We start from the raw sequence: 23,382 nt of genomic DNA on the forward strand, positions 1-23,382 counted from the left end.
TTTTTTGGTTGGGGGGGGAGCGGTCTGGCTTGCTTAGGCTCTAGGCCGCAGCGTTCCCGCTGTGAGCCGGCTGACTCTTGAGCTCTTCGGTGCGAAGCAATACCCGCTGGCGCATGATCTTTCCTGACTTGAACTTCACAGTCGCACGCGAGGGGATGGGCACGTCGACATCGGGTTGGTTCGGATTCCTTCCCACGCGGGAACGGGTGAGGCGCACCTCGAACACGCCAAAATTCCTCAACTCGACTCCGTCGCCTTTGGCTAGGGCCTCCGTGATATGGTCGAGCGTCTTCTGGATGACGTTGAAGACATCACTCTGGATCAGGCCCGTTTCGTTACTGATGGCAATGACGAGGTCGCGTTTGGTGAGGTTGGCCATGATGAGAAGATGTTATGGTGGTTGTTTTCTCTATCGGGGGCCAGAGAAGAAAAGAAATGTCCTACAGAAAGAACTCTCTGATAGCAAGAAACAAAACTAAAAGAAAACCCTTCCTAAGGAATCTGCAGAACTCAACATCTGCCATTCTTGAGCACCGCCGAACGCCACCAAGCCAGCAGCTCGTGATGGCAGGCATTCCACTCGGAGATAGGCTCGGCAATACGGGCCGTCCAGTTGGCGGATCCTACGGCCCCCGGTACGTTGAAGCGCTGGCTTGTCCCGAAGAGGTCCGTGATCATCGGGATCGCGATCCAGGAATTGCAGGCCAAGATTCCTTCCATGAGAGCTCGATGAACAATATCGCCGAAGGAAGTCACCGGATCGATCTCCGGATGGGCTGAGAAGAGGAGGAGTTCATTGAGGATTTTGCGGCAACCCGCCTCTTCTTCCCCGCCATGAGCCAAGCCTGCTTGCCATGCTTCCCACTGAGTAATCATTGGCGCGTGGTCGTGGGTTGCGTAGGTGGCGACCGAGATGCGGTCGTAAGTTTCCCCACCCTTCATGGTGCCGTCGGGGTTTCGCTCCCACATCGGGATCTTGAAGCCTGGAAGCCCCATCCTGGCCATGACTGGGCGGACATACGGCGCGACTTCCCCGAGATCCTCGGCGATGAGGCGATGATCGCCGAGTTCCTCGTTCAGGATGCCGAGCAGCACCTCGCCGTGGCGTTCGTTGTGGAAGCGGTTCCCGGGCGTGCTGTCATCGAAGTCGATGAACCCCGGCAGTGGGCCGCCTGTCTTAGCCCGGGCCTCCTCGTCGGAGATTCCGGTGAATTCGGCATTGCGCTGCGGCGGCCACGGGAAGCTGTAGATGCGGAAGAACCCGAGTGCATGATCGACGCGCAGCAGATGAAACACCGACCGAAGCAGTCGGAGACGCCTGCGCCACCAGAGGAAGTTATTCCGGGCCATCACATCCCAGCGGTAGAGAGGGAACCCCCAGTTCTGCCCCCACTGCTCCGTGAAGGGATCGCTCTTGAAGACATGCTCCGGGGGCGCGCCGCAAGAGCGCGTAGGGTCGAACTCCTCCGGTGAGGCGAAGACATCAGCACCGCCCGCGGCCACGCCGACCGGCACATCGCCGATCAGGGCAACCCCCATGACCTCCGCGAGATCTGCCACCGCAGACCACTGGGAGAAGGCAGTCCACTGCACGAAGGCAAAAAAGAGCCGTTGCTCCTCCACGTCAGCACGCTCTTCCTCGGGAAGGGATGCAAGCCAGACTCGGGCCGATTTGGTATTCCGCTGGGTCAAGGGCCAGCTGGAGGTATCTTCCACGTGGTGATTGATCTCCAGTAGCACGCGGTAGAGCGTATAATCCGGCAGCCATGAGGAATGCTGGTCCAGGAAACGAGCAAAGAGCTTCGAGCGTCCACTGCGCCCGTCGCCTTTGCGGAAGCGCTTCCAGGCGGCTTCGAGAAGTTCCCGCTTGAGCGCTTTGACCCTTGTGTAATTCACCGGTCCGGTGCGAAGCGCTGCTAGGTCATGGCGTTCCGTGATCTGCCGATAGTCGCCGGGAGTCAGTTCCGGGAGCCTCGAGGGATGGGTGGTGATCGTGGAGGGCTCCAGCGCGAAGGCGCTCAGGACATTGTAGGGGCTGTGGTCGCCGCCTGTTTCATTGACCGGCAGGATCTGTACGGCGCGGAAATTGTTCCCCGCGGCCCATTCGATCACTTCGCTGAGAGCCTCCGTATCGCCGACACCCAGATCGTGCCTGCCACGCAAGGCGAAGAGGGGAACCAGAAGTCCCGCGATTTTTTTCTCAGGATCAAGCGTCATAGGGATTCAGCGTTTCCTTAGCCTGAAGGCGGCAGGGTGGGCTTGCAAGATTTCAGAAGTCTTTTGAAGCATTCTCGCTTGGCGCTGAACGAAGAACCCAGGATGATGACATCCATGAAGGTCACCTACTACGGCCACTCCTGCTTTTCCGTCGAGGTCTCCGGCAAGACTCTCCTCTTCGATCCCTTCATCACACCCAACCCCCTGGCTTCTTCCATCAACTATGCCAATCTGCACCCCGATTACATTCTGATCTCGCACGGACATTTCGACCATGTCGCCGATGTGGAGGCGATCGCGCGTCTGAGCGGCGCGACGCTTATCGGCAACTATGAGGTTATTCAATGGTTCGGCGGCAAGGGAATCGAGAAGATCCATCCCATGAACTCCGGCGGTTCCTGGACCTTCGACTTCGGCCGAGTCACCTTCACCCCGGCAATTCACTCCAGTAGCATGCCGGACGGTACCTACGGTGGACAACCCGGAGGCTTCCGGGTGGAGACACCTGAGGGGGCATTTTATTACAGCGGCGATACCGCGCTCAACCGGGATATGGAGCTGATTGGGCAGGCGGGCCTTTTGAAATTCGCAGTTCTCTGCGTTGGAGATAACTTCACCATGGGTGTGAAGGAAGCCGTGATGGCCGCGGAATGGCTCGGGTGCACGGAAATCCTAGGGGTGCATTACGATACATTTCCCCTGATTGCCATCGACCATGGGGCGGCTAAGAAGGCCTTTGAGAAGGAGGGAAAGAATCTCCATCTCATGGAAATCGGTTCGGAGAGGGAGTTCTAGAGGGATTGCCGAGAAAGGCGTTGACATGCCGGACCGGTATGATTTCATTTACTCAAGTTTCGGTCTTTTCGGATCTCTCCCCATACGGTTGCCGGTGAGTTGAAGTAACCTCGGCAGGTTGGTTTTGGAGATCCGTACCAACCCAATTGCAGATCAGCAGATCATTCATTCCAACAAGGAAGTGGTCATCGGTACGACGGAAAGCCGCTGTTGATAAATCAGCGATCCAGATCGTCACCGGGTCACCTGATCCCATGCCGGAGTGATTTCAAGTTTTTCCCCTCACCTCATCATCTAGAGCCTAAATCGCTAGAGTCTCCCCTTTCTCTCCCAACAGTCTGACAGCCCCAAGTCTTCCCCCCCTTCAAAAAATCACCTCTGACCTAACAGTCTAAAAGCCTTCAGTCTTCCCCCCATCACCCATCCCCAATTTCCTATCCCCTATTTTCATGAGCGACGATCAACAGCCCCAGCCCCAGCCCCAATCACAGCCCGAGCCCTCTTCACGTTCCCACGAACAGGCTCCCTCTCAGCAATCCAACTCCGATTCGTCTGCAGGCCAAGCCGGTAGCTCCGAGGGAGGTCAGCAGGCAAGCCCTCAAGGAGGTGGAGGTGGAGGAGGAGGCCGCAGGTTTGATAACAACCGCCGTGGTGGCGGCGGTGGCGGTGGTGGAGGAGGACGCAATCAGCGTGGACGCCGACCCTTCCGCAACAATCGCCAGGACAACCGTGGCGACCGCGCTCCAAATGATCAGGGAGGACAAGGTGGTCAGGGTGGGCAGGGTTTTCAGGGAGAACATGGCCCGGGCCCCGATGAATTTGCCGAGCCTGTGCCCGGATCTGCAGGAGCCGCGCCTCATGACGGACCTCCACCCGAGCCTACTTACGCCGAGGGGATCGTCGAAGTCTCCGGCAAGGGATTTGGTTTCCTCCGCGAGGCGAAGCGCGCCTACTCCGCCACTCAGAACGACATCTTCATCACCCCTGAGGTGATCCGTCAGTACAATCTGCGTGACGGAGTCCTCATCAAGGGTGAGACCCGACGTGGTCCCCGAGGGATCCAGCTCTTCCGCGCCACCGAGATCGAGGGTGATGATCCGGCAAAATTCATCAACATTCCTCTCTTCGAGGAACTCACCACGATCAGCCCGAACAAACGCATCAGGCTCGAGACCACGCCGGAGCGCTTCACCACCCGCGTGATCGACCTGATGACCCCCGTGGGCAAGGGCCAACGCGGACTCATTGTGGCTCCTCCTCGCACCGGCAAGACAACCCTTCTGCAGCATATCGCCGATGCCGTGGTGAAGAACCACCCCGAGATGAAGCTCCTCATCCTCCTGGTCGACGAGCGTCCCGAGGAGGTTACCGAAATCCGCCGCACCATTCCCCAGGCCGAGCTCTATGCGAGCTCCAACGACAGCGATATCCGCAGCCACACCCGCATCGCCCAGATCGCTATCGACCGCGCCAAACGTCTTGTCGAGCAGGGCAAGGATGTTTTTGTCCTGATGGACTCACTCACACGTATCGGACGTGCATTCAACAACGCGCAGGGGGGCGGGGGTCGCACCATGAGTGGAGGTATGGATGCCCGTGCCATGGAGATCCCCCGCAAGCTCTTCGCGGCCGCGCGCAATACCGAGGAGGCCGGATCACTCACCATCATGGCTACTGCCCTAATCGACACCAACAGCCGCATGGATGACCTGATCTTTCAGGAATTCAAGGGCACCGGCAACATGGAGCTCGTCCTCGATCGCAAGATCAGCGACCAGCGCATCTATCCGGCCGTCGACATCTTCCTCTCCGGCACCCGGCGCGAGGAACTCCTCCTTACCCCTGACGAGATGCATAAAATCAATATCATCCGCCGTGGACTCGCTGGTCACAAGCCGATTGAGGCGATCGAGCGGCTATTATTCTTCATCCGTCGTTATCCGACGAATGCGGAACTGCTCAAAAACATCCCTGGTTAATTTTTAAGGCTTGGAAGGATAGAGCAAGGAGAGGGCCTTCAACGGCATCCGAAATTCCTGCGAGTCGAACACAAAAAAACGGCCGGATTGCTCCGGCCGCTTTCGAGAGTGATGAATGAAAAGTGATTAGTTCTTCTTAGGCTTGATGGGGGTCGAAGCAGGAGCCGCATTGGTTCCTCGAGCCGACTGTTGGGCCTGAATCTGCTGGGCCAGGTTCTGGACGGCCTGCTGGAGATCGGTGAGGGGTACCCATCCGATCAGGTTACCCTGCTGTCCGGTGGACTTATCGGCAAAGGAAGCCGCATTTAGAAGGCGAGCCTCACCGGTCTTCGTATTCCACTGAACCACAGAGTCCACCTGCTTATCAGCGATGGTGACCTTCGTCGCGATGCACTGGAAGGTGCCTCCATTATTGGTAGCCGTGTCAGCCTTGGCTGCGGAGAGTGAGAGAGTGAGCACCGAAGCGGCAATGAGGGAAGTAGTGAGGAATTTCATGAATGAGTGAAAATATTGAGATTCATTATGGAATCAAGCCTCTAGGGTTCCTGCCAGTCTATCTCGCCTCTACGAGCCGATTACAAATCGAGCCATTCCTTCAGTTTGCCGTCGAGGGTTGCCACATCCTCGGCGCTCAGTCTTCCCACGATTTTACGTACGAGTTGGGATTCCACGGTCGCCAGTTGACCCTTCACCACGCTGGGAACATTCAGGCCGCAGGACTGCCATCCGCTGAGGGGAAAGTCCCCATGTTTCAGGCGCGACGTGATCGGGACTAGGAAAAGATCACCGCCCGTGGAGCCATGGCCGATAACGATTGCCGGGCGTACCTTGGTGCTGCTCAGATCCGAGAACGGAATCGGCAGCAGCACCACATCATTGCGAGAGCAGTTCATTGTAGACGTCGTCTTCAGAGTTATCCCACACCTTCATTAGTTCCTGCTTTGAGGATTCGATCCACGCACGGTTCTCCTGAGCGGGTGAGGGGATGATCCCAACAAACTGCTCCAGGCAGTAGAGCAATTCCTGATTCAGGGAGCGGCGGTTCCGGGCAGCGCGCTGCTTGAGGGCTACACGCAGCTCCTGAGGCACATCCTTCAGAGTGATTGTTGACACATTGGAATCTTAAAGGATCCATAATGAATGTCAAATGGATGTCTTTAGGAAATTATGGCCCCCAACGCGAGTCTTGCTGTCTTCATTCTTCGGGTGCAGCGGCGAGCGTCCAGAGTTAGGAGCTATTGGTGGCGAAGTTCACAGTGCCGTTGATGACGAGGCTGTTCGTTCCGCTCGGAGCGATCGAGCCGTTGTTCATCACGTTTCCGTTAATGGTGCCGTTTCCCCCCCGAGACTATTGGAGGCACCTGAGTAGAGGGGGCTCCTGGGATTAGGGGCTTTTAAGATGGGAGGCGGTCATAAACCCCACTTAATTTTCCTCTTTTTATCTTTTTTACGTTGACCGCTTTCTCTTTTGGTGGGAAAAAGTGGGGCGTAGTGGCGAAAAGTGGTCTATTTTCCCATTGCATCCCAAATGTCCAAAACAACCCCCATCGCGATCAGCTACGCCGGGACTTTCGAGAGGTCCATGGATGCGAAGAATCGTGTCACGATCCCAGCAGCTTGGTTGAGCGGGGGCCCGGATGAGTTCCATGCGATCCCTGGACCATCGGGCGATTGTCTCATCGTGATGCCTCCGGCGGAGTTCGATTCGATCGAATCGCGCATTGAGCAGAGCGGTGCTCCCGCGCCCGAACGGCGCAAGGCAATTCGCCAATTTTATGGACAGGCGCGCTCAGTTTCTGCGGACAGCAACGGCAGGATCCTTCTTCCCGATGAGCAGTGTGATTCCGTCAAGCTCAAGGGAGACGTCGTGCTGGTAGGCGGCCGCAGCCGTTTTGAAATATGGAACGCCACGCGTTGGTCCGAAGTCAGCGCTGCGGAATCCGCTTCTTACCGGCAGGTGGCCGAGTTGATCGGTCTCTGAGCCGCATGAACCGATGACCCGCCTCCAATACAAACTTAGACGCAACAGATTCCTCAGGGCCCATCACGACCTCGCGACGACAACCTTCTCTCCTTCCACACCGTCCACCTATTTCATGAGCACCTCTTTCCGCCACGAACCCGTTCTGGCCAAGGAGGTCGTCGAATTCCTGCGCCCCGCTCCCGGCCGTACCATCATTGATGGGACCCTGGGGGGGGGAGGCCACAGCAGCCTGCTGCTGAAGGGCGGGGCGCGGGTTATCGGTTTTGATCGCGATCCGGAGGCTCTGGCCCACACACGAGAGTTTCTTGTCTCCCATAGCGAAAGCTTCACCGCAGTGGAGGGGAATTTTACCAGTGCTGCGGAAGCGTTGCCTGCCCTTGGAATCAGCCAGGTTAACGGAGTATTACTCGACCTCGGGGTCTCTTCCCACCAACTCGACACCCCGGAGCGAGGGTTTTCCTTCCAGCGTGAAGGGCCTCTCGACATGCGCATGGGAAACACCGGAATAACCGCCGCTGACCTTGTGAACACGGCACCTGCCCCAGAGCTCGCCCGAATCTTCCGGGAGTATGGCGATGAGCCACGCGCCATTCAGTTTGCGGCACGTATAGTTAGGGCACGTGAGAAAAAGCAGATTGTAAGCACCGCAGAGCTTGCCGAGTTGATAGCTGCGGGACGTACGGGGCCTCGTCATCCTGCGACTCGTGTCTTCCAGGCGCTCCGCATCGCCGTGAATGACGAGATCGGCTCGCTGGAACGTGCATTGCCCGCGTTCACGTCCCTTCTGGCACCCGGAGGACGGCTGGCCGTCATTACCTTCCACTCGCTGGAGGATAGGATCGTGAAGCATTTCTTCCGCCGTCACGCCATGAGCGAGATCGACGATCCCACATGGCCCGCTCCCCGTCCCAACCCCGAGCACCTTTTTGAGGCGCTCACCCCGCGATCAGTGACAGCCTCGCCAGGCGAGCTTTCCTCCAATCCCCGTTCACGAAGCGCCCGGTTGAGGGTTGTCGAACGACTCGGATCAACCTCAACGCTGAAACAGGGAGTCCGACCATGAGCGTGAATCGCCGCCGCACCACGAACGTAATTGAGGTGAATTATCTCGCTGGGTGGCTTACCATGATCTTTCTGATCGGCCTTGGAGGGCTTTTCTTCGTCTATCTGAAGAACCAGCAGCATGCGGTCGGCAATCAGTCTCGCATGATCGAGGCATCCCTCCGCGAGGAGGAGGCCAGGGACGACGCGCTGAAGGCGAAGATCACCTCCATGACGTCACGCGGGGCACTGCAGCGCCGCCTGGACGATGGATACATAACGCTTCAGGCGATCCGCGACACGGCGATCGCCCGCGTCACGCCACCTACCCTGGCTGAAGTTGACGGGGTTCTGCGCACAGCCTCGCACGATCCGGAAAGCCGGTTCGGTCCCGGGGCTCCCCAGCGCGCCGTTAACAGGTGAAGGGTATGGGCAGGCGCATCGGGCTTGTCTGCGCCCTCCTGGTACTCGTCTTCACCGCTTTTGCATGGCGGTTGATCCACCTGCAGGTCCTCAAGCACGACTATTATCAAGAAATAGCCGCGGATAAGCACGAGAGCAGACAAGTGATTTTAGCTCGCAGAGGGCGTATCCTCGACAGAAACGGCGAGGAACTAGCAGTGAATATTCCCGTGCAGATGGTCTATGCTGATGGCTCCCGCATTCATGACCCGGCGGCGCTCGCCATGCTGGCGGCTCCGTTTCTGGAACTGCCCGTCAAGGAACTCACGGAGAAGCTCACGACTAAGAGTAAGTATGTGGTCATTCGGAAACGAGTCTCCGAGGAGAAAGCCCAGGACATGATAAGGGCACTTGAGAAAGCGAATCTCCACGGCCTCTATCTTCAGGAAGGATCCGTGAGGAGTTATCCCAATGGGGAGATGCTTTGCGATGTGTTGGGATACGTTGATCACACGGGGCACGGGGCCGACGGTATCGAGAAAACCTGCGATGAAGAGCTGAGAGGGCAGGAGGGTCTTCGAATGATCGAACACGACCGTAAGGGAAGGGAGATCGTTGTCTATCGGGGGCAGGAGCAACCTCCCGAGAACGGCTCGGATATCCGCCTTTCCATCGATATGGGACTGCAGGCGATCGCGGAGCGCGAGGTAGATGAGGCCTACAAGACAAATCACCCCGCCTCGGCGACGGCTATTCTTGCAGATCCCAATACAGGCGAGATCCTAGCGCTTGCCAGCAGGCCGAACTACGACCCGAACAAATTCAACGAGGCGAAGCCCGATCAACTGCGTAACCGCGCCATCTCGGACATGTACGAACCGGGATCGGTCTTCAAGATCATCGTCACATCAGCCGCATATAATGAGGGGATCGTCGACGACAAGACCCGGATCTTTTGTGAGAACGGACACTTTTCCTACGGGGGGAAGATAATCAAGGACCACCATGGTAGCGGCGATCTTAGTATTCCCGAGATCCTCATTAAGTCTTCTAACGTCGGTGCCGCCAAGATCTCCCTGAGAATGAAGGATCAGATGTTCTATGACTATGTCAGGAAATACGGATTTGGAACCCGCACCGGAATCCCTCTTCCTGGGGAAATCTCGGGGCTGGTAAACCCGCCGCACCGTTGGGATATGCTGACAAAGACACGCATGGCTTTTGGCCAGTCAATCAGCGTGACACCGATCCAGATGGTGATGGCGATGTCCGCGATCGCCAACGGCGGCAAGCTCTTGAAGCCTAAACTCGTTCTGAGCAAGGGTGAGGGAAGCGCTGAACTTCAAGAGCCTCCCGTCGCCCAAGTGGTGAAGGCAGAGAGTGCCAACTACATCGCCAATGCGCTGGAGAAGGTAGTCAGCAACCAGGGAACTGCACCGCTGGCCCGGGTCGAGGGGTACCGCGTCGCCGGCAAGACGGGTACCGCCCAGAAAATCAGTCCCCATGGAGGATACCTACAAGGGCGCTTCATCGTCTCGTTTGCCGGATTTTTCCCAGTCAATAAACCCAGAATCATGGGAATCGTCATCGTGGACGACGCCAAGTTGGGCGAGACAGCAAACTACGGCGGTTCGGTGGCCGGCCCCGTCTTTTCAAAAATCGGAGGGAAAACAGCCCGTTACCTCGATATGAACCCCGAACCTGGGGAATCCCTATCCAAAACGGGTTCCAGCATGGGCGCCGTTAGTGCCCGATGAGTATCCCTGCCATGAATCTAGAAAACCTACTTCAATCCACCCCGGTGATTTCCGTCATGGGAAGTCCCGATGTCATGCTCACGGGCCTGAGTTGCGATTCGCGATCTGTCCGCGTCGGCGACCTCTTTTTTGCGATTTCAGGATCCATTGAAAACGGAATCCACTATGTAAGCCAGGCGATCGAAAAGGGAGCCGTTGCGGTCGTGACAGATGAAGACATTTCCCGAAAAGAGATTCCCTCGATAGAGGGGGTTCCTGTTGTGAGGGTTCCCGATGCGCGTTTGGCGATGGCGACCCTGGCATCTACCTTCTACGGACATCCCTCGGCATCGCTAGCCGTGGCCGGTGTCACCGGAACGAATGGCAAGACCACCACGGCCTGGATCATCAGGCATCTCTGCGATGCAGTCGGCCGTCCTTGCGGGCTTGTCGGGACGATTGAGTACGTCCTTCCGGGTATTGTCGAGCCGGCTTCCAGGACCACGCCAGAGTCGATCGACCTGCAGAGGATGCTGGCCATCATGAGAGACGGGGGATTTCGGGCAGCATCCCTTGAAGTCTCCAGCCATGCGCTGATGCAGCACCGCGTTGGAGGGGTCGAGTTCGACGCCGCCGTCTTTACCAATCTCACCCAGGACCATCTCGACTACCACGGATCCATGGAGGAGTACTTCGAGGCGAAACGCATGCTCTTCACGGGACTTACAAAGCAGACCAAGAAAAAGGGTCGAGCGATCATCAACTCGGATGACCGTTACGGGCATCGTCTCCTCGACCGTGTTCAGGGTGTCCCGATCATCACCTACGGTCAGGGAAGTGGCTGTCATTTCCGCGCCAGTGACATTGCTTACACTGCGGCAGGCACCATCTTCCGATTGGATGCCAAGGGAAGAAGCTATCTGGTCAGGACTCCGCTGATCGGTCTCTTCAATGTTTACAACACCATCGCCGCATTGGCCGCTACCTCGGCTATGGGACTTGAACTGCGCCGTGCCATCGCTGCTGTAGCAACGATCCCCCAAGTTCCAGGACGCCTGGAGCGCGTTCCCGTAAAGCGGAATTTCCAGGCTTTTGTCGACTACGCCCACACGCCGGATGCGCTGGTGAATGTGCTCGGTACACTCCGGCAGCTGAACCCCGGCAACATCATCACGGTTTTCGGTTGCGGTGGTGACCGTGACCGAACCAAGCGTCCTCTCATGGCGGCTGCCGCCGAGCAGAATTCGGATCGCGTGATTCTGACCTCCGACAATCCTCGCGGCGAGGATCCTCTGGAGATTATGAACGAGGCAGCAAAAGGCTTCCGTGCCCGGGGCCACGAAAGCTATGTCGACCGTGAGAGCGCCATCAGGCGTGCTGTGGAGATCGCGGCGCCAGGGGATATCGTGCTGGTGGCGGGCAAGGGCCACGAGGATTACCAGGAGACAGAGTCCGGGCGTCACCCTTTTGACGACGTCAGGGTCACTGCCCGCGCGATGGCTGGAAAGGAGTTTGATGAGAGGGAGGAACCGAGACGATGAATCCGCTTTCTCTTTCCGAGATAGCCGGAATGTGCGGGGCAGCTCTTATTGCCGGCAATTCCGAAGATATAGTGCGCCGTGTCGCCAAGGATACGCGCTCGATCGAGGCCGGTGATCTCTATGTCGCACTCAGGGGGGAACGTTTCGACGGGAATCAATTTATTGCTGAAGCCGCTGCAAAGGGAGCCGTTGCGGCTCTCTGCGATGGTGAACCTCCGGCGGGTCTGCCTCAGGGGTTTGGTATTCTGGATACACAGGATTCCCTGACAGGACTCGCGCTCCTTGCCTCAGCGTGGCGGTCCAGACTCACACTGCGTGCCATTGCCATCACCGGCAGTAGCGGTAAGACCTCAGTGAAGGATTTTACAGCGGCTGTGCTTCGCTCATCCCTACGCACAACAGCAACCCTGGGTAATCTGAATAATGAGATCGGTCTTCCTCTCTCCATACTGGCGGCCGATCTGGAGGATGAGGCTGCCGTATGGGAGATAGGAATGAATCACCGCCATGAGATCGCACCTCTTAGCGGATTGGCCAGGCCGGAGATCGGCATCATCACAAATGTCGGAACCGCCCACATCGAGCATCTCGGGAGTCGTGAAGAAATCGCGGCCGAGAAGGGGGATCTTCTAGAAAAGCTGCCGTCCGGGGGATATGCGATCATCCCGGCTGAGGATGATTTTTCCAAGGAACTCGGTTCCAGAACATCGGCCCGGGTCTTGCAGGTTGGGTTCGATCGGGGAGACCTCCGGGCCACGGGGATTCGATACGGCATGGATGAGACACGTTTTGTGATCGAGGGAGAGTTCGGAAGATCCGAAGCCATTCTCCCGGCGCCGGGTCGGCATATGGTCGGCAATGCCCTTCTGGCGATTGCGGCTGGATTGCAGTGTGGCATCACGCTGGAGAAGTGTATTTCGGGACTTGCTGGCGTCACCTTGACTTCAGGACGACTGGCCAAGATGATCCGGCGAGGCGTGACTTTTCTGGACGACACCTACAATGCGAATCCCGAATCGATGATAGCCGCTCTTGAGACGCTTGAGAGACTTTCCCTGCCGGGTCGCAAGATTGCTGTTCTTGGCAGGATGGGGGAATTGGGAATACATGCGGCTACGGGATATGAAAGCGTAGGCACCAAGGCTGCGGTCGTACTCTCCACGCTGATAACCGTGGGTGAAGAAGCTTCCGCAATCGCTGATACGGCTTCGAAGGCAGGACTTTCGGATGTGCACGTTGTTTCTGACAATGCTGCGGCCGCCCAACTTCTCTCCTCATTTGCCACTCAGGGCGACCTGATCCTGCTGAAAGCCAGCAGGAGCGCGCGCATGGAGGAAGTCCTTCAACACTTCAACTGAACATCCAACCCATCACACGATGCTCTATTACCTGTCACAATTCGGATCTCTCCTGCACGGGGTGCAGATAGGAAAAGCCCTGAATGTTTTTCAATACATCTCCTTCCGCGCTCTCTGCGCCGGGCTCACTTCCTTCCTGATCTGCCTGATGTTCGGTAATATGGTCATTCGCCGCCTGGTCGAGCTGAAGCTGGGACAACCGATCCGAAGCGCCGAGGAAGTCCACCGACTCAATGAACTTCATGGCGGAAAGAAGGGAACCCCAACCATGGGGGGTATCCTGCTCATTGCGGCCGTGGTTTTTTCCACTCTGATCTGGGCGCGTCCTGACAACCCTTTTGTCTGGATCTGTCTCATCACGGTCCTCTTTCTCGGAGCGCTTGGATTTTATGACGATTGGCTGAAGGTGACGAAGAAAAGTTCGGCAGGCATCAGCAGTCGTCTCAAGTTTGTTCTTCAATGCGGCCTCGCGGCCGGAATCACAGCATTCTTTCTCCTCTCTCCCTCTCTGGCCAAGCAGGCGCAGCAACTCTACATCCCGTTCATGAAGGGCCCTGTTTTAAGCCTCGGCATTTTCTGGACCTATATTTTCTATTTACTGATCATCGTCGGATCCTCGAACGCAGTGAATCTAACCGATGGACTCGACGGACTAGCCTCGGGATGCACGGTCATGGCCGGGATCTGCTTTGGCGTCTTCACCTATCTGGCCGGAAACAGCAAGGCGGCCCTCTACCTTCAGATTCCGTATTACGGGTTTTCCGGCGAACTGGCTGTTGTGAGTCTTGCCTTGGCGGGCGCGGCACTCGGGTTTCTCTGGTGGAACTGCCATCCAGCCAAAGTCTTCATGGGTGACACGGGGTCCCTGGCGATCGGAGGTCTGCTTGGCGTGCTCGCGATCTGCTGCAAGCAGGAACTGATGCTTGCCATCGTCGGAGGGGTTTTTGTCGCCGAGGCGCTCTCGGTCATCCTTCAGGTAGCCAGCTTCAAGCTGACTGGAAAACGCATCTTCAAGATGTCGCCGCTACACCACCATTTCGAACTTTCCGGATGGAAGGAAAACACAGTTACCGTGCGGTTCTGGATCATGGCCATTGTGTTCGGACTTCTTGGCATCGCCACCCTGAAGTTGCGCTGACCCGTGCCCATGAACGCCTCATCCAATCCCTACGCTGGCAAGAAGGCCGTCGTCCTCGGCTTGGGGAGAAGCGGTCTCGCCGCGGCGCGCCTGCTCAAGCGCTCTGGTGCCGAGGTGACAGTCTGTGACAGCGGGGAATCGTCTGTTCTTAGCGAACGGGCGGAACTCTTGCGTAAGGAAGGGATCAGCGTTCTCACGGGAGCTGATGCCGCGGGGGATTCCATCATTCACGATATCGCGGTCCTGAGCCCTGGGATCGAGGAGACGGCAGCTATCGTCGTGAATGTCCTAAGGAAGGGCATTCCGCTGATCGGCGAGCTCGAGCTGGCTTTTACGATCTGCCCCTTTCCGGTAGTCGCGATCACAGGCACCAATGGGAAAACAACCACGACGGAACTTACCACACTGATGCTCCGTGGAGCGGGACTCAGGGCGGCCTCCTGCGGGAATATTGGAACCCCCATGTCGGAGCTGCTGGACGGAGTATTGACCTGGGATGTGCTGGTTGTTGAGGTCAGCTCATTCCAGCTTGAGACCATCAAGACATTCCGTCCGAAGGTCTCCGTATGGCTCAACCTCAGTCCCAATCATCTCGACCGCTATCCCTCGATGCATGAGTATCGGGAAGCAAAGCTCAGGATCTTTGAGAATCAAACCGCAGGGGACTGGGCGGTGATTCCTGCGGATACAAAGGATCTGGAACTTTCCAAGATCAGAGCAAGGCGGGTCAGCTTCAGTACCACGGATCCTTCTGCAGATCTTTCTCTCAACGACAATCTTAGGATCCAGCATGAGGGGAAAGTGCTACTCGATCTGTCCACGACCCGGCTCCGCGGTCCACACAATGCCGCCAATGTTATGGCCGCCTTTGCTGCCGGCATCGCGCTTGGTGCCGATACGGGCATGATGGCCGATGCGATCCGGGAGTATACCCCGCCGGCTCATCGCTGTGAATTCATCGGGGAGTATGATGGCATCAGCTGGATCAATGATTCCAAAGCAACAACCCTCGATGCCATGGAGCAGGCGATTCGCTCCGTGACGGGACCCCTCATCCTGATCGCCGGTGGAAAGGACAAAGGTTTTGAATTCCTACCCATCGCCGACCTTGTCCGTGAGCGTGTGAGCCTGGCGATTCTCATTGGTGAAATGCGCCATCGGATTGCAAGGGATTGGGCGCCTCTTCGCTGCCTCGAGGCAGAGAGCCTCCAGGAGGCGGTTTTGACCGCCCGAAAAGAAGCCAAACCCGGAACGACTATTCTTTTCTCACCCGGCACCTCCTCATTCGATATGTTCCGCGATTATGTGGAGCGCGGGGAGACATTCAGAAGGCTTGTGAAGGAATCCATGGGCACAGGGTTTTCCCTCACTCAAGGAGCCACACACAACCCCTAGAAAAAATAATCTTTTAGCTCTTCAACAACCACAACACCTAGTAAATCAAATAGGATACTCCAACCCATGAATCCGATGACTCCGAAACGTACCCGTCGGCTCCGCGCTCGCGCTGCAACCATGCCCGCTCCAGAAGAGGAGTTTGAGGACTATGGTCCCGAACCGAACATGAAGCTCTCTCATGCCTTCCTGGTGGTTCTTCTTCTTCATGTGGTGGCTGTGGCCGGACTTTACGCCTTTAATTCCATGAAGGCCGGCAAGGTCTCTCCCACCAAGACGGCTCGCTCCACCGAGCCTGCGGCCTCTCAAAATCAGCCATCGAACGGCCAAGGTCCCGGTAATGCCGGTGGTTCTGGTTCTGGCTCTGGTCCAGGCAAAGAGCCTCCAGCACCTTCCAAGGCCCCTCTTGTCGCCAAAGTGAGCGAGGCTCCCAAGGCAGTGAAGGCCGCTACTGAAAGCGTTGCCAAGCAGACGAAGCAGACCTCGACTGCAACCACGCCTCAGAAGGGATTACTCGCAAGCGCCGGGAACATGATTGGGAAAACCCTTGGCGCCTCGGGCATCGGTGCCGCTGCTGTGTCAACGTCCTCTGCTCAGGAACCGGCGACTGCAACTTCCCCGGCATCTCAAGCGCCTCAAGCATCCCAAGTGGCAGGGTCATCCGGAATTCCCGCAACAGCGAACACCTATATGGTCAAGGCGGGAGACACTCTCACGCGCATTGCCTCCTCACTGGGAGTGGCGATTCCCGAACTCGAAAAGGTGAACGGAATGACAGAAAAGTCCGTGCTTCAGGTTGGCCAGATCCTCAAGGTTCCTACCAAAGTGATGAGCCAGGCAGTATCTGATGTCTCGGCCCAGGCTGGAAAGGTTGTGGAAAGCGTGCAGCAGGCGCCTGCTGCAGTTGCTGGCGCAGTCACCGCGGCGTCTGCGGCGCTTACGGGAGCAACTCCAGCAGCGGATGCCGCTGCGGTAGCGGCACCTGGTGAGGATCAGGGGCCGACCACCGAGTACACCGTCGTCAAGGGTGACAGCCCTTACAAGATTGCCAAAAAATTCAAGATCACTCCCGATCAGCTAATGAAGGCGAATGGCATCACCGATCCGAAGAAGATCCAGATCGGTCAGAAGCTGAAGATTCCCTCTTCCGCTACGTCATCCAAGAAAGCGGCCCAGTAAACGTCTCTAAAACCCTCTCGCAACCGTCGCAGAGCACTTCAGAATCCAGGAGCCGTGCAGCGCAGCAGCATCTACCTCCTCCTGATCTCCGTGGTCGGGCTTCTTGCCCTTGGAGTGGTGATGCTTTTCAGCACAAGCGCTTATGCCCAGGAGAGTCACGGTGACATCTACTATTTTGTCAAAAAGGATATCTTCTGGCTGATCATCGGCGTGGGGGTCTGTGTTGTGGGCGCGATGACCGATTATCATCTCTGGCAGCGCACGTGGAAAATCTGTTTCGGGGTCTCAGTCCTCCTGCTCGCTCTCTGCTTCGTTCCCCACGTTGGAATGAAGATCAACGGGTCACATCGCTGGCTTAATCTGCACATGCTTGTATTCCAGCCTAGCGAGTTCGGGAAAATCTCGGTGGTTTTTTTCCTCGCCTGGTGGTTTTCCCGCAAAGAGACGGATCCCCGGAAATTTCTGGACGGATTCGTGATTCCGATCGGTGTCGTGGCCATCATCATGGGCCTTATTGCCAAGGAGGTGGATCTCGGTACGGCAGCCCTCATTGGAGCGACGACGCTCGCCATCTGTCTGGTGGGGGGTGCCAATTGGGTGATCATCGCCGGACTTTGCGGAGTGGGACTTACGGGGCTGGTTGGAATCGCCATGCTGATTCCGGAACGCGCCGCCCGGATGATGACCTTCATGCATCCCGATTCCGACAAGTTGGGCAAAGGACTCCAGCAATGGCAGGCCCTAATCGCATTCGGCTCCGGCGGATTCGAGGGTCTTGGGCTCGGGGAGGGACGTCAGAAGATGCTCTACCTGCCCTACGCCCACACCGACTTCATCTTCCCGATGATCGGGGAGGAATTGGGACTCCGATTCACATGGCTCGTCCTCCTGGGATTCATTCTCATCATCCTCTGCGGTGGCCTGATCGCTGCCAATGCCAAGGATCGCTTCGGAAAACTTCTCGCCATGGGAATCCTCCTGTTGATCTCGTTGCAGGCAGCGGTCAATATCGGGATGACGACCTCGATGCTTCCCAACAAAGGGATGCCTCTGCCCTTCATCAGTTACGGGGGAAGCAACATGGCCGTTTGTCTCTTCATGATTGGAATCCTTGTCAACATTCACCGCACCGGCACCCCGATCGCTCCCGCTACGGAGAGGCAGGTCGTCCTCGCGGGACGATCCGTTCCCAGAATCTAGGAATCACGCATGGCGGTCCCCAAACAATTCGTCATCGCCTGTGGAGGTACCGGAGGGCATCTCTTTCCCGGTCTTGCGGTCGCTGAGGTCCTGCATGACCGCGGCAATGAGGTCCTGTTGCTTGTCTCGGAGAAGGAGATCGATGCTGTGGCGCTGAGGGATCATGCCGAGTTCCGGTGCGAGAAGCTTCCCTCCATCGGAATGCCCGCACTCCTCTCTCCGGCATTTCTACGATTCCTGAAGCGGGGTTGGGAGAGCTTCAGCACCTGCAGGCAGCTCTACTCGCGCTATCAGCCCGCCGGGGTGCTTGGGATGGGGGGATTTACCTCCGCGGCTCCCCTGCTGGCGGCGCGTCTGTCAGGCATTCCCTGCTACCTGCACGAATCCAACGCGATTGCCGGCCGGGCTAACCGTCTCGCTTCACGTTGGACCGATCGCGTTCTTCTGGGATTGAAGGTCTGCGAATCCTCCTTTCCGAAGAGCACCTGCATCGTGACAGGAACTCCGGTGCGCCGTAATCTCGGGACCCCTCTGCCCAAGGGGGAGGCGCGTGCCGCATTCGGACTGGATCCGGAACTGCCGACACTCCTGGTGATGGGTGGGAGCCAGGGTGCCGCCGGAATTAACCGGCTCCTTTTCCGCTCGGCCGCTTTTCTGAAGGATTTTCGCAACGAAGAGAACAAGCCCCTGCAAGTCATTCATCTCACCGGTGAGCGCGATGACAACCTGGCCGCCATCAATTACCAACGGGAGGGAATCGCCTCTCATGTTGCTTCCTTCCATCACAAGATGGAACAGGCTTATTCCGCTGCCGACCTTGTGGTGTCGCGTGCTGGCGCGGCAAGCCTCAGCGAGATTTCGCAGTTCTCGCTTCCGTCTCTCCTCATTCCCTTCCCCTTTGCAGCGGATCTGCACCAGCATCGCAATGCCGAGGCCTTCCGGGATGCCGGCGCTGCGGAGCTCATCGAGGAAAAGACGGCGGACCCTGAATCCTTCTCTCTCTTAATCCGGAACCTCCTCACCGACGTCAGGCGTCGCGAGCGCATGGCGGCTGCAGCCGGCTCCGTTCTGCCGCGCGGTGCTGCGGGACTTGTCGCCGACGTCATGGAGCAGGGGATCGTGACCCGGGAGGCTGTGCGATGATTTCCGAGAGGAGATGCGCCGGCGTCCGTCTTGAGGGTGCCGAACTGGCATCATTCCTTCTCGGCCCAGCATCACGTCGCATCCACCTCATCGGAGTAGCTGGTTCCGGTATGAGTGGCATTGCGGCACTTCTATTGGCCCTCGGTCATCGTGTCAGCGGTTCGGACAAGGTAGACACCCAGGAAGTCGAGCGCCTGCGCCGCAAGGGTCTCGACTTTGAGTCTCCCCACGGCAGCCGCATGGTCGGCGATGCAGAACTGGTGATTTTTTCTTCTGCGATCCATGCCGGCAATCCTGCCTTTGATGCCGCTCTGGCTCTTAAAAAACCGATGGCACGTCGGGCCGAAGTCCTGGCCGCCGTGATGACCGGCAAGCAGGGAGTGGTGGTCTGCGGGATGCACGGAAAAACCACGACCTCAGCCATGGCCGCCCATGTGCTGCGAGCCGGCGGTCTCAAGCCTTCCCACTATGTTGGGGCTGAAATCCCCATCCTCGGAACGAATGCCCGCTGGGACTCAGAAGGGACGCATCTGGTGGCCGAGGGGGACGAAAGCGACGGCACGCTAGTCCATTACCACCCGCGCCACGCGCTAGTGCTCAACATCGAACCCGAGCATCTCGACCACTACCGGGATCTCGCCGCGATCGATGCAGTTTTTTCCAAACTGCTCGGCCAGACTTCCGGCAAGGTCTACTTCTGGGCCGACGATCCCGGCGCCACGCGTATCTGTTCCACGCACCCTGGGGCTGTTCCTGCGGGGACAGGATCCCACTGCCATTATCAACTCGCGGAGGTGGAACAGTCGGGACTCACGATCCGCTTCGCGGTTTTCCGTGAAGGGGAACTGCTCGGTCGCATCCATCTTGGGATTCCTGGGTTACATAATGCCCAGAATGCCCTCCTGGTGATTGCACTGGCGACTGACTTGGGAATTCCCTTTTCCGTTATCGCCTCCTCGTTAGAAGCCTTCCGTGGAGCGAAGCGCCGCTTTGAGCTCAAGTATCAGGACGAGGAGTTCAGAGTCTTCGACGATTACGGCCATCATCCAACCGAAATTGCGGCAACGCTTGCGACGGCCAGGGTTGCCCTCCGTGACGCCGGGAAAGAAGGGGAAATTGGAAGAGAGGGCCGTCTTGTGGTTCTCTTCCAGCCTCACCGTTATTCCCGCACAGCTTCCCTTAAAGCCGAATTCGGAAGGTCCTTTGGAGATGCCGACCTCGTCTTTGTAGCCCCTATCTATCCCGCCGGCGAAGCCCCCATCCCAGGAATCGATGAGGGGAGCGTGGTGGAGGCAGCCCGTGCCGAAGGCCATCAGGGAATCACGCGCGCTGCTTCTGTGCTGGAGGCGGGATGTGCTGCAGCAGCCTCTCTCAGAGAAGGAGATATGGTCATCACCCTCGGTGCAGGAAATATCCATGAGGCAGGTGCACTGATCGCCCGGGAATTGGTTCTTCGTGGAAAGCTTCGCAAGGCCATGGGCCCGGGTGTCATCAAAATGTCCGAACCGCTTTCCCGTCACACATCGATGAGGGTCGGCGGGCCAGCGCGTTTTTGGGTAGAGCCCGAGAGTGAGGAAGGGTTTTCGGAACTTGTCCGACTCTGCCACGACGAGGGGATACCCTTCATGGTCATGGGTCGCGGATCCAATCTCATTGTCCGGGACGGCGGTTTTCCCGGTGTCGTCGCCCATTTGTCCAAGGGTTGCTTCGCCGAGGCCTCGGTGGATGGGAATGAGGTTGTCGCCGGGGTCGGGATCCGACTCAAGCAACTGGCCGCCGTCGCCCGCAATGCCGGCCTTAGTGGGTTTGAATGGATGGACGGCATCCCGGGAAACCTGGGTGGGGCATTGCGCATGAATGCGGGTGCCATGGGGGTTCAGACATTCGATCAGGTCGTCAGGATTCGCTTTGCCGATCGTGATGGAAACATCGTTTCCAGGACCCCGGAAGAAATCGAAGTGCGCTACCGCGATGTCCCGGTTCTGCATGACCATTACGCGCTCTCGGCCACGCTCTCCGGAGAATTGGCCGACACCGGAAAGATAGACGACCTCCTCGGCGAATCGCTTCGCCACCGTAAGGAAACCCAGCCTGTGGCCGCCAGTTCCGGTTGCATCTTCAAGAATCCCGGTGAGATTTCTGCCGGCAAACTGATCGACCAACTGGGACTCAAGAACAGCGCTATCGGAGGTGCCCGCGTCTCCGAAGTCCATGCGAACTTCATTGTCAATGACGGCGGCGCCACGGCCGCCGAGATCCTTGCCCTGATCAGGCGAATTCAGGATCAGGCCCGTCTGGAGCGCGGGATTGAGCTGGAGACTGAGGTTTCCATCATCGGTGAAGAACCGGAAGATCACGAAAATACCCATGACCACTGAATCATCCTTCGATCCCCGTAACCGTTGCCTTGTTGTTCTCAAGGGAGGCCCCGGTTCCGAGCGTGAGGTCTCTCTCCGCTCCGGTGCCTCCGTGGCCGCCGCACTCAGGAATGCCGGAGCGCATGTCGAGGAGATCGAGCTTGCAGGCACGGAGGTGGCTATTCCGGAAGGGACCGAACTTGTCTTCAATCTGATCCACGGAACCTTCGGCGAGGATGGAGGGCTCCAGCAAGTGCTCGACGAACGTGGTGTAGCTTACACGGGTGAGGGGGCCGAGCAGAGTCGTGTGGCCTTTGACAAGATCCTGACCAAGCAGGCTTTGGTAAAAGCCGGTGTGCCGACGCCTCGTTTCGAGATCTTGCGTGAAGGGTCGCCTCCCACGCTTCCCCTGCCAATCGTCATCAAGGCCCCACGTCAGGGATCGAGTGTCGGCGTTCATCTCATCCATGAGCCTTCTGGAATCGACCAGGCCCTTGCCGACTGCCTCCTTCACGGTGAGGAGATCCTTGTCGAGGAGCTGGTGACGGGAAGGGAACTGACCGTGGGCGTGATCGGCGATCAGGTGCTACCTGTGGTCGAGATCAGGCCGAACGAGGGATTTTACGACTACACCAACAAGTACACCAAGGGAGCCACGGAGTATCTGGTGCCAGCACCCCTCTCTTCCTCGGAGACAGAAGCCGTACAGGTAGTGGCGCTAGCCGCAGTGAGCGCTCTCGGGCTGAGCGTCTACAGCCGGGTCGACGTCCTGCTCACCCCTGCCGGCCCCACCGTTCTGGAAATCAACACCATCCCCGGAATGACGGAAACCAGCCTGCTTCCCAAAGCAGCGGCCGCCATGGGGCTCGATTTTACAGCCCTTTGCTGCAGAATAGCGGAACGATCACTCAACTCCCGAACTGCCCGCGCATGAACACACGACGCAATACTCGAGGGAACAGACGCAAAGGAGTCGGCCCCGCGCGCCGTCAGCACCTCCTCGAGGTGAATGTGCGAACGGCCAGCATGAAACGTCAGCATCGCGGCAAGGCGAGAGGCTTCCTTTGGAAAGCATTCTTCATCGTGATCGTGGCCGTCCTGCTGGCCGTCGGAGCGCGGATGGCCTGCGGGAAATTCTTTTTCAAGAACCCCGAATATAATCTTAAGCACCTCGTCACCCATCTTAACGGGGTTCTGACCCTGGAGGAGTTGGTGAACCTGACTGGCTTCACCGAGGGGAAGAACATCTTCGGCCTCGACCTTGAGCAGGCGAACCAGAAACTGACTGCCCTTCCCGAGGTCCGCTCCGTGAGCATCGAACGGATGTTGCCCGACACCATCGAAGTGGGGTTGGAGCCGCGGGCTCCCGTTTTTCTGTTTGTTGCCCCGGGAGAGAGCGAAGCGGCCGCCGGTGAATCGTTCATCCCCGGCAAGAGTTTCCTCTGCGATAAGGATGGAGTGATGATGCGTCCCGCTAGACTCGATGACAGATTCCTTGAGCTTCCCGTGCTTCGCGGCGTTTCTCTGGGCAGTGCTCTCCCTGGCAAGAAATTGGAGAGTTCGTCACTCGCCACAGCCCTCCTGTTAAGGCAGGCGCTCTCTGAACTTCCCGAAGAGACTTTTCGGATTAGCTCGATCGATGTTTCCAAGCCCTATGCCGCCGTCGTGACCGATGCCTCGGGTGCGAAATTCACGTTTGGAACTCTTGGAGAGGCCGACATGCCGTCGCAGCTCGATCGTCTTCGCAAGCTGCTCGACCATTGCCAGGAAACCGGCCGCAAGATTCAAACCGCCAACCTCATGGTCAGTCGCAATACGCCCGTCACTTTTGTGCTTACGCCCGAGCAAGGGTCTGACAAAATAGCACCCGTGGCATCCTCCAAAAAAACCCCGAAGCATAACTAGCCCCCGGCAACC

The 23,382-nt window shown here is 57.8% G+C and carries 21 protein-coding genes; 16 read left to right on the plus strand and 5 right to left on the minus strand.

Annotated features, from left to right (window positions below; all coding sequences use genetic code 11):
• Window positions 1-40: 40 nt before the first annotated feature.
• Window positions 41-379, minus strand: coding sequence for an integration host factor subunit beta (locus K8R57_05395; protein ID MCE9587729.1), 339 nt, complete (start codon window positions 377-379; stop codon window positions 41-43).
• Between the two features lie 131 nt (window positions 380-510).
• Entirely contained in the window at window positions 511-2,217 is a 1,707-nt protein-coding gene (locus K8R57_05400; GenBank protein ID MCE9587730.1) for a 4-alpha-glucanotransferase, read from the minus strand.
• Between the two features lie 114 nt (window positions 2,218-2,331).
• Between K8R57_05400 and K8R57_05405 the strand changes: the two genes are divergently transcribed.
• Together K8R57_05405 and rho are read left to right on the plus strand one after the other, a co-directional pair.
• Entirely contained in the window at window positions 2,332-3,012 is a 681-nt protein-coding gene (locus K8R57_05405) for a metal-dependent hydrolase (GenBank protein ID MCE9587731.1), read from the plus strand.
• A gap of 830 nt (window positions 3,013-3,842) precedes the next feature.
• Complete coding sequence (rho, locus tag K8R57_05410; protein MCE9587732.1) at window positions 3,843-4,991, plus strand: transcription termination factor Rho; 1,149 nt, start codon at window positions 3,843-3,845, stop codon at window positions 4,989-4,991.
• A gap of 126 nt (window positions 4,992-5,117) precedes the next feature.
• Here rho and K8R57_05415 read toward each other — a convergent pair whose 3' ends face one another.
• The 3 genes from K8R57_05415 to K8R57_05425 all read right to left on the minus strand — a co-directional run bounded on the left by K8R57_05415 (window position 5,118) and on the right by K8R57_05425 (window position 6,104).
• Complete coding sequence (locus K8R57_05415; protein MCE9587733.1) at window positions 5,118-5,486, minus strand: hypothetical protein; 369 nt, start codon at window positions 5,484-5,486, stop codon at window positions 5,118-5,120.
• Between the two features lie 80 nt (window positions 5,487-5,566).
• Window positions 5,567-5,884, minus strand: coding sequence for a type II toxin-antitoxin system PemK/MazF family toxin (locus K8R57_05420; GenBank protein ID MCE9587734.1), 318 nt, complete (start codon window positions 5,882-5,884; stop codon window positions 5,567-5,569).
• The gene (locus tag K8R57_05425; GenBank protein MCE9587735.1) at window positions 5,865-6,104 is read right to left on the minus strand and encodes an Arc family DNA-binding protein; all 240 of its coding nucleotides are present in this window, start codon (window positions 6,102-6,104) and stop codon (window positions 5,865-5,867) included. The genes K8R57_05420 and K8R57_05425 overlap by 20 nt, the downstream gene beginning before the upstream one ends.
• 415 nt (window positions 6,105-6,519) lie before the next feature.
• On the opposite strand from K8R57_05425, the gene K8R57_05430 reads away from it, so the two are divergent.
• The 14 genes from K8R57_05430 to K8R57_05495 all read left to right on the plus strand — a co-directional run bounded on the left by K8R57_05430 (window position 6,520) and on the right by K8R57_05495 (window position 23,370).
• Window positions 6,520-6,972, plus strand: coding sequence for a hypothetical protein (locus K8R57_05430; GenBank protein MCE9587736.1), 453 nt, complete (start codon window positions 6,520-6,522; stop codon window positions 6,970-6,972).
• Between the two features lie 115 nt (window positions 6,973-7,087).
• Window positions 7,088-8,038 carry a 16S rRNA (cytosine(1402)-N(4))-methyltransferase RsmH gene (gene rsmH / locus K8R57_05435; protein MCE9587737.1) on the plus strand — a complete coding sequence of 317 codons (951 nt, stop codon included), beginning with the start codon at window positions 7,088-7,090 and terminating at the stop codon, window positions 8,036-8,038.
• A complete protein-coding gene (locus tag K8R57_05440) occupies window positions 8,035-8,439 on the plus strand; it encodes a hypothetical protein (GenBank protein MCE9587738.1) in 405 nt (134 codons plus the stop codon). The genes rsmH and K8R57_05440 overlap by 4 nt, the downstream gene beginning before the upstream one ends.
• Window positions 8,440-8,444: 5 nt before the next feature.
• A complete protein-coding gene (locus K8R57_05445; protein MCE9587739.1) occupies window positions 8,445-10,175 on the plus strand; it encodes a penicillin-binding protein 2 in 1,731 nt (576 codons plus the stop codon).
• 11 nt (window positions 10,176-10,186) lie between these two features.
• Window positions 10,187-11,695, plus strand: a complete 1,509-nt coding sequence (locus K8R57_05450) for a UDP-N-acetylmuramoyl-L-alanyl-D-glutamate--2,6-diaminopimelate ligase (protein ID MCE9587740.1) — start codon at window positions 10,187-10,189, stop codon at window positions 11,693-11,695.
• Complete coding sequence (locus K8R57_05455; protein ID MCE9587741.1) at window positions 11,692-13,053, plus strand: UDP-N-acetylmuramoyl-tripeptide--D-alanyl-D-alanine ligase; 1,362 nt, start codon at window positions 11,692-11,694, stop codon at window positions 13,051-13,053. The genes K8R57_05450 and K8R57_05455 overlap by 4 nt, the downstream gene beginning before the upstream one ends.
• Before the next feature lie 19 nt (window positions 13,054-13,072).
• On the plus strand, window positions 13,073-14,191 hold the full coding sequence (gene mraY, locus K8R57_05460; protein MCE9587742.1) for a phospho-N-acetylmuramoyl-pentapeptide-transferase: 1,119 nt from the start codon (window positions 13,073-13,075) through the stop codon (window positions 14,189-14,191).
• 9 nt (window positions 14,192-14,200) lie between these two features.
• Entirely contained in the window at window positions 14,201-15,586 is a 1,386-nt protein-coding gene (gene murD / locus K8R57_05465) for a UDP-N-acetylmuramoyl-L-alanine--D-glutamate ligase (GenBank protein ID MCE9587743.1), read from the plus strand.
• A 75-nt stretch (window positions 15,587-15,661) separates the two neighbouring features.
• Window positions 15,662-16,765 (plus strand): LysM peptidoglycan-binding domain-containing protein, encoded by a 1,104-nt coding sequence (locus K8R57_05470; protein ID MCE9587744.1) that lies wholly within the window; start codon window positions 15,662-15,664, stop codon window positions 16,763-16,765.
• 54 nt (window positions 16,766-16,819) lie between these two features.
• Entirely contained in the window at window positions 16,820-17,965 is a 1,146-nt protein-coding gene (gene ftsW, locus K8R57_05475) for a putative lipid II flippase FtsW (GenBank protein ID MCE9587745.1), read from the plus strand.
• 9 nt (window positions 17,966-17,974) lie between these two features.
• Window positions 17,975-19,108, plus strand: a complete 1,134-nt coding sequence (locus K8R57_05480) for a UDP-N-acetylglucosamine--N-acetylmuramyl-(pentapeptide) pyrophosphoryl-undecaprenol N-acetylglucosamine transferase (protein MCE9587746.1) — start codon at window positions 17,975-17,977, stop codon at window positions 19,106-19,108.
• A complete protein-coding gene (murC, locus tag K8R57_05485) occupies window positions 19,105-21,486 on the plus strand; it encodes a UDP-N-acetylmuramate--L-alanine ligase (GenBank protein ID MCE9587747.1) in 2,382 nt (793 codons plus the stop codon). The genes K8R57_05480 and murC overlap by 4 nt, the downstream gene beginning before the upstream one ends.
• Window positions 21,476-22,399, plus strand: a complete 924-nt coding sequence (locus K8R57_05490) for a D-alanine--D-alanine ligase (protein MCE9587748.1) — start codon at window positions 21,476-21,478, stop codon at window positions 22,397-22,399. The genes murC and K8R57_05490 overlap by 11 nt, the downstream gene beginning before the upstream one ends.
• On the plus strand, window positions 22,396-23,370 hold the full coding sequence (locus K8R57_05495) for an FtsQ-type POTRA domain-containing protein (protein MCE9587749.1): 975 nt from the start codon (window positions 22,396-22,398) through the stop codon (window positions 23,368-23,370). Before K8R57_05490 ends, K8R57_05495 begins: the two co-directional genes overlap by 4 nt.
• Window positions 23,371-23,382: the final 12 nt, after the last annotated feature.

It is taken from the genome of Verrucomicrobiota bacterium, from assembly GCA_021413925.1.
In the GTDB taxonomy this organism is placed as follows: domain Bacteria; phylum Verrucomicrobiota; class Verrucomicrobiia; order Chthoniobacterales; family UBA6821; genus UBA6821.

Bases quoted from the DNA above. Each gene is read 5' to 3' on its own strand.
- K8R57_05440 (MCE9587738.1), top strand. From the start codon at position 8,035: ATGAGCGTGAATCGCCGCCGCACCACGAACGTAATTGAGGTGAATTAT.
- K8R57_05490 (MCE9587748.1), top strand. From the start codon at position 21,476: ATGACCACTGAATCATCCTTCGATCCCCGTAACCGTTGCCTTGTTGTT.
- murD (MCE9587743.1), top strand. From the start codon at position 14,201: ATGAACGCCTCATCCAATCCCTACGCTGGCAAGAAGGCCGTCGTCCTC.
- K8R57_05395 (MCE9587729.1), bottom strand. From the start codon at position 379: ATGGCCAACCTCACCAAACGCGACCTCGTCATTGCCATCAGTAACGAA.
- murC (MCE9587747.1), top strand. From the start codon at position 19,105: ATGATTTCCGAGAGGAGATGCGCCGGCGTCCGTCTTGAGGGTGCCGAA.
- K8R57_05415 (MCE9587733.1), bottom strand. From the start codon at position 5,486: ATGAAATTCCTCACTACTTCCCTCATTGCCGCTTCGGTGCTCACTCTC.
- mraY (MCE9587742.1), top strand. From the start codon at position 13,073: ATGCTCTATTACCTGTCACAATTCGGATCTCTCCTGCACGGGGTGCAG.
- K8R57_05445 (MCE9587739.1), top strand. From the start codon at position 8,445: ATGGGCAGGCGCATCGGGCTTGTCTGCGCCCTCCTGGTACTCGTCTTC.
- K8R57_05450 (MCE9587740.1), top strand. From the start codon at position 10,187: ATGAATCTAGAAAACCTACTTCAATCCACCCCGGTGATTTCCGTCATG.
- K8R57_05405 (MCE9587731.1), top strand. From the start codon at position 2,332: ATGAAGGTCACCTACTACGGCCACTCCTGCTTTTCCGTCGAGGTCTCC.
- K8R57_05400 (MCE9587730.1), bottom strand. From the start codon at position 2,217: ATGACGCTTGATCCTGAGAAAAAAATCGCGGGACTTCTGGTTCCCCTC.
- rsmH (MCE9587737.1), top strand. From the start codon at position 7,088: ATGAGCACCTCTTTCCGCCACGAACCCGTTCTGGCCAAGGAGGTCGTC.
- K8R57_05495 (MCE9587749.1), top strand. From the start codon at position 22,396: ATGAACACACGACGCAATACTCGAGGGAACAGACGCAAAGGAGTCGGC.
- K8R57_05470 (MCE9587744.1), top strand. From the start codon at position 15,662: ATGACTCCGAAACGTACCCGTCGGCTCCGCGCTCGCGCTGCAACCATG.
- K8R57_05455 (MCE9587741.1), top strand. From the start codon at position 11,692: ATGAATCCGCTTTCTCTTTCCGAGATAGCCGGAATGTGCGGGGCAGCT.
- K8R57_05430 (MCE9587736.1), top strand. From the start codon at position 6,520: ATGTCCAAAACAACCCCCATCGCGATCAGCTACGCCGGGACTTTCGAG.
- K8R57_05480 (MCE9587746.1), top strand. From the start codon at position 17,975: ATGGCGGTCCCCAAACAATTCGTCATCGCCTGTGGAGGTACCGGAGGG.
- K8R57_05420 (MCE9587734.1), bottom strand. From the start codon at position 5,884: ATGAACTGCTCTCGCAATGATGTGGTGCTGCTGCCGATTCCGTTCTCG.